Origin of the sequence: Streptomyces sp. URMC 126, assembly GCF_051386555.1 — a bacterium.
Taxonomy (GTDB): Bacteria; Actinomycetota; Actinomycetes; order Streptomycetales; family Streptomycetaceae; genus Streptomyces.
In genome coordinates this window covers 1-4,295 of the sequence record NZ_JBPQTX010000455.1, presented here as the reverse complement: position 1 = coordinate 4,295, position 4,295 = coordinate 1, and the positions used below count along the sequence as shown (strand labels likewise).

Below are 4,295 nucleotides of genomic sequence, written 5' to 3'. Positions count from 1 at the left end.
GGGGTGCGGGCGGGCGTACGCGGGGGCGTACCGAAGCGTGCGCGGGGTTGTCCCTGACGCGTGCTCGGGCGCGCGCCCGGGCGTGCCCGATGGCGCACGCGGCGCGGCACGTGCGGGCTCAACCCGCTGACACCACCCCCTCACGCGACCCGTCCCGCCTCAGCAGCCACACCGTGAGCACCGTCGTCAGACCCAGCAACCCGCCGGCCGCCCACAGGCTTTCCCGCATGCCGGTGAGCGAGACGCCCTCCCCCGCGCTCCCGTCCACGAGCAGCGCGCCGAACACGGCGACGGCCGGCGCGCCACCGGTCTGCCGGACGGCGTTGCACAAACCCGAGGCCGTACCGGCCCGGTGTCCCGGAACAGCGTCGACGAGCAGCACCGTCAACGCGGGAACGGCAAGGAGCGGGTCGGCGGCGCGAAGACCCCCGACCGTCCGAAGGCGGGCCGGGTGACGCTCACCTACGAGATCATGCCGCTCGCCGCCACGGACGGTCAGCGCCTCGTCGTCTACCAGGCCGAGCCCGGGAGCGCGGACGAGGCGTCCATGCTGCTTCTCGACCCGGAGGGCGGGAACCGGTCGGCCGGCGGGACGACGCGGCCGGAGGTTCCGGCCGAGCCGGCGGCGCGGGTGTAGGGCACGGGCCCGAGCGAGGGGCGCGGGTGGCGGGTCGCCCCGACCGGCCCGGGGCGGGTCGCATCACCGCCGGCCTCCTCGCATCTGCCGGACGAGCAGCCCACCCCTCCTTGCATCTGCGGGCGCCCTGCCCCTACCGTGCCGCACATGCGGTCCTACACCATCGGCCGGGCGGCCCGCCTGCTCGGCGTCAGCCCCGACACCGTCCGCCGGTGGGCCGACGCCGGGCGGATCCCCACCCGGCGGGACGAACACGGCAAGCGGGAGATCGACGGGGCGGACCTCGCCGCGTTCTCCGTCGCGCTCGCAGCCGAGGCGAACGAGGACGGCGAGGAGGCGTACTCCAGCACGCGCAACGCCTTCCCCGGGATCATCACCGCCGTGAAGCTCGGCGACGTCGCCGCCCAAGTGGAGGTGCAGGCCGGGCCGCACCGCCTCGTCTCGCTGCTGACCAGGGAGGCCGTGGAGGAACTGGGGCTGGCCGTGGGCGTGGAGGCCGTGGCCCGGGTCAAGGCGACCAACGTGCACGTCGACCTCGCCTGACCGGCCGCGACCGCATCCGGTCGCACATACCCTCCCGCCCTTCGCATCCGACCGTTTCCGGTCCCGCCCGACACCCCCACGGAGAATCGATGCGCCGTCCGTCCGTCCGTCTCGCCGCCCTCGCCACCGCCCTGCTCCTGCCCTTCGTCGCCGCCTGCGGTGACGGCTCGTCGGCCGACGGCGGCGAGGGCGATGGCAAGAAGGGCACCACCCTCACCGTGCTGGCGGCGGCTTCCCTCACCGACGTCTTCCGGCAGGCGGGGGACGCCTACGAGAAGGCGCATCCGGGGACGAAGGTGACGTTCTCCTTCGCGGGCTCCCAGGAGCTGGCCTCGCAGGTCCGGCAGGGCGTGCCGGCGGACGCCCTCGTGACGGCGGACGCCAAGACGATGGACGGGCTGTCCCGGGAGACGGGCGAGCCCGTCGTCATCGCGCGCAACCGGCTGACGATCGCCACCGCGCGGGACAACCCCAAGCACGTCAAGGGCCTCGCCGACCTGGCACGGAAGGACCTCAAGGTGGTTCTGGCGGCGCCGGAGGTACCCGTCGGCCGGTACAGCAGGAAAGTCCTGGACCGGCAGCACATCGCCGTACGGCCCGTCTCGCAGGAGCCGAACGTGCGGGCGGTCCTGAGCAAGGTGACCCTCGGGGAGGCGGACGCCGGGATCGTGTACGTGACGGACGCGGCGGCCGCCAAGGGGAAGGTGGCCACGGTCGCCGTCCCGGACGCGCAGAACGCCGTCGCCGACTACCCGGCCGCCACGCTCAAGAGCTCGCGGCACGCCGGGGAGGCGGCCGAGTTCGTGCGCTGGCTGAAGTCCGCCGAGGCGCAGCGCCTGCTGGGCGCGGCCGGCTTCCAGCGGCCGTAGCGCGGGACCGGACGGACCGGACGGAATGAAGACGGTGTCGGATCCGACGGGCCGGGGGCGTACGCCCCTGGCGCTCGGCGTACCCGCCGGGCTCGCGGTGGTGTTCCTGCTGGTACCGCTGGCGGGGGTGCTCGCCCGGACGCCGTGGGGCTCCCTCCCGTCCCGCGTCGGGTCGCCCGAGGTCCGGCAGGCGCTGGCCCTCTCGCTGGCGGTCTCCGGCTGGGCCCTGTTGCTCTCGCTCGTCCTCGGCGTACCGCTGGCCTGGCTGCTGGCCAGGGCCGACTTCCCGGGCAAGGCGCTGGTGCGCTGCCTGGTGATGCTGCCGATGGTGCTCCCGCCGACGGTCGCGGGGGTGGCGCTGCTCCAGGGGTACGGGCGCCGGGGCGTCGCCGGGCCCTGGCTGGAGGAGTGGTTCGGGGTCACCCTGCCGTTCTCGACGGCGGGCGCGGTCGTCGCGTCGGCGTTCGTGGCGATGCCGTTCCTCGTCATCAGCCTGGAGGGCGCCCTCGCGGGCCTGCATCCGCGGTACGAGGAGACGGCGCTCTCGCTCGGCGCGGCACCGCTGCGGGTCTTCCGCACCGTCACCCTGCCCATGGTCGCCCCGGGGCTGCTCGCGGGGGCGGCGCTGTGCTGGGCGCGGGCGTTGGGCGAGTTCGGGGCGACGATCACGTTCGCGGGGAACCTGCCCGGCGAGACCCAGACCCTGCCGTTGCAGGTCTATCTGCTGCTCCAGGACGATCCTGAGGGCGCGACCGCCGTCTCCCTGCTGCTGCTCGCCATCGCGACGGCGGTGCTGCTCGCCCTGCGGGGACGGTGGCTGGGGGCCGGAACGGCGGCACGACGGGGGCGGGGGCGAGGGACGGTGGCGGAGCAGACGGTGCCGGAGGCGGGCGCGGAAGCCCGTACCGGGGCCGCTTCCCGCACACCGGCCCGTCCGCGCGGGGAAGCCTCCGGTGACACGCCTCCGGAGGAGCAGGTGACGGCCGCCTTCCCCGGATCACCCCCCTCCGGCGACCCTGCCGACCGTGCCGCCCGGGCCGACGGGTCCGCCCACGCCTCCCCGGCCGGGTCCCCCTTGTACACCCATGTCACCGGTGCCACCCGCGCCGTCCTGGACGTGCCGCCCGGCACCACGGTGGCCGTCGTCGGGCCCAACGGGGCCGGGAAGACCACGCTTCTGCGCGCCCTGCTCGGCCTCACCCGACGGGCCACGGCGCACCCCCTCCGGCTCGGCGACGGCGACCTGTCGGCCGTTCCGGCCCACCGGCGGCGGATCGCCTGGGTGCCGCAGGACGGCGCCCTCTTCCCGCACCTCACCGCGCTCGCCAACACGGCCTACGGCCTGCGCGCCCAGGGCGTACCCCGGAGCGAGGCGCGCCGGGAGGCGCGGGCCCGGCTGGACGAGCTCGGCATCGGACACCTGGCGCACCGCAGGCCGCACGAGCTGAGCGGCGGGCAGGCCCAGCGCGTGGCCCTGGCGCGCGCCTTGGCCGCACGCCCCCGACTGCTGTTGATGGACGAACCGCTGGCCGCGCTCGACCAGTCGGCCAAGGCGTCCGTACGGCAGGCCCTGCGTCGCCGGCTCGCCGGTTTCCGGGGCGTCTGCCTGCTGGTGACCCACGACCCGGTGGAGGCCGTGTCACTCGCCGACCGCGTTCTCGTCCTGGAGGACGGCGAGGTCGTGCAGTACGCGGCGCCGGACGAACTGGCCCGATTCCCCCGCTCGCCGTGGGCCGCCCGGATGCTGGGGCACAACGCCTGGCCCGGCAAGGTCACGGCCGAGGGCACACTGCGGCTGGACGACGGCACCGAGCTGACCGCGGCCGTCGCCCCGCCGGACGGTGTGACGGCGGCCCTGGCGGTCGCGGGCCCGGAGGCCGTCACCTTGTACGCGTCCCGCCTGCCGGGGAACCGCACGGCGAGCGGCCCGGTAAGCGGTCTCGAGTGCGAGAACGTGTGGCCCGGCACCGTCCGGGAGGTCTCCGCGCAGGGCGGGCGGCTCCGCGTCCTGGTAGCGGGTGGCACCGACGGGCCCGACGCGGTCGCCGAACTCTCCCCGGCGTCAGCGGCGGAGCTGCGCCCGGTGGAGGGCGCCCGGGTGTGGGTGGGCGTACGGGCGGAGGCCGTGACGCTCGTCGCGCTCTGAGAGGACGAGGGGAAGGGGACACGCTCGGGGCGCGGACGCCCATAGGCGTCGGCCGCTCCCCCGCCCTGCCGACCGGTGCCCTCACCCCGTCGACCGGCCC

At 75.8% G+C, this 4,295-nt stretch carries 5 protein-coding genes; 4 read left to right on the top strand and 1 reads right to left on the bottom strand.

Features of this window, described 5'->3' with window-relative positions:
• Positions 1–118: 118 nt before the first annotated feature.
• Entirely contained in the window at positions 119–331 is a 213-nt protein-coding gene (locus tag ACSNOK_RS31200; RefSeq protein ID WP_436784158.1) for a hypothetical protein, read from the bottom strand.
• Positions 332–352: 21 nt separating this feature from the next.
• On the opposite strand from ACSNOK_RS31200, the gene ACSNOK_RS31195 reads away from it, so the two are divergent.
• The 4 genes from ACSNOK_RS31195 to ACSNOK_RS31180 all read left to right on the top strand — a co-directional run bounded on the left by ACSNOK_RS31195 (position 353) and on the right by ACSNOK_RS31180 (position 4,195).
• Positions 353–637, top strand: a complete 285-nt coding sequence (locus tag ACSNOK_RS31195; protein WP_436784157.1) for an MmyB family transcriptional regulator — start codon at positions 353–355, stop codon at positions 635–637.
• A 147-nt stretch (positions 638–784) separates the two neighbouring features.
• Complete coding sequence (locus ACSNOK_RS31190; RefSeq protein ID WP_436784156.1) at positions 785–1,180, top strand: TOBE domain-containing protein; 396 nt, start codon at positions 785–787, stop codon at positions 1,178–1,180.
• Positions 1,181–1,269: 89 nt separating this feature from the next.
• Positions 1,270–2,049: a molybdate ABC transporter substrate-binding protein gene (modA, locus tag ACSNOK_RS31185; RefSeq protein ID WP_436784155.1), complete on the top strand. Its 780-nt coding sequence runs from the start codon at positions 1,270–1,272 to the stop codon at positions 2,047–2,049.
• Positions 2,050–2,074: 25 nt separating this feature from the next.
• Complete coding sequence (locus ACSNOK_RS31180; RefSeq protein ID WP_436784154.1) at positions 2,075–4,195, top strand: ABC transporter permease; 2,121 nt, start codon at positions 2,075–2,077, stop codon at positions 4,193–4,195.
• Positions 4,196–4,295 lie beyond the last annotated feature (100 nt).

Excerpts from the sequence above, each read along its gene's own strand:
- ACSNOK_RS31190 (WP_436784156.1), top strand. The coding sequence starts at position 785 with ATGCGGTCCTACACCATCGGCCGGGCGGCCCGCCTGCTCGGCGTCAGC.
- modA (WP_436784155.1), top strand. The coding sequence starts at position 1,270 with ATGCGCCGTCCGTCCGTCCGTCTCGCCGCCCTCGCCACCGCCCTGCTC.
- ACSNOK_RS31180 (WP_436784154.1), top strand. The coding sequence starts at position 2,075 with ATGAAGACGGTGTCGGATCCGACGGGCCGGGGGCGTACGCCCCTGGCG.